We start from the raw sequence: 377 nt of genomic DNA, 5'->3' as shown, positions 1-377 counted from the left end.
ACGAGCGCGGGCACGCGGTCAACGAAACGACGCGCAATAAAGTACGTCGGCACCGCGACGAGCGCGCCGATAATCGGCGACATGACGAGCATGACCTCCTCGGTACTGCCCATGATCGGTCGGGCGATCCAGATGCCGACCGCCATGATGTGATCCCAAAGGGTCCCGAACTGCCCCGCGTTCGTCCCGACCGGGAAGCCGGTCCAGACGTCGTACGGGAGCGTGCTCGGATAGTTCTCGAGGAGGTAACTCGTCGTCCGGAGGTGATACCACGCGTCGTTGCCACGGAAGTACACCTCGCCGTTCTGGATGAAGTTCCCGTACGAGCGCAGCCGCGTCCACAGCATGAACGCGAATATCCCGAGGAGGACGGGAAC

The 377-nt window shown here is 62.9% G+C and carries 1 protein-coding gene; it reads right to left on the bottom strand.

The window, feature by feature from the left end; all coding sequences use genetic code 11:
- A partial coding sequence (locus tag EXE45_RS18270) for an STT3 domain-containing protein (protein ID WP_274595498.1) occupies positions 1-377 on the bottom strand: 377 nt, incomplete at both ends.

The sequence above is a fragment of the Halorubrum sp. SP9 genome, assembly GCF_005435015.1.
Classification (GTDB): Archaea; Halobacteriota; Halobacteria; order Halobacteriales; family Haloferacaceae; genus Halorubrum; species Halorubrum sodomense.
The sequence above is the reverse complement of the archived record's forward strand: the minus strand, read 5'-3'. Positions and strand labels throughout refer to the sequence as shown.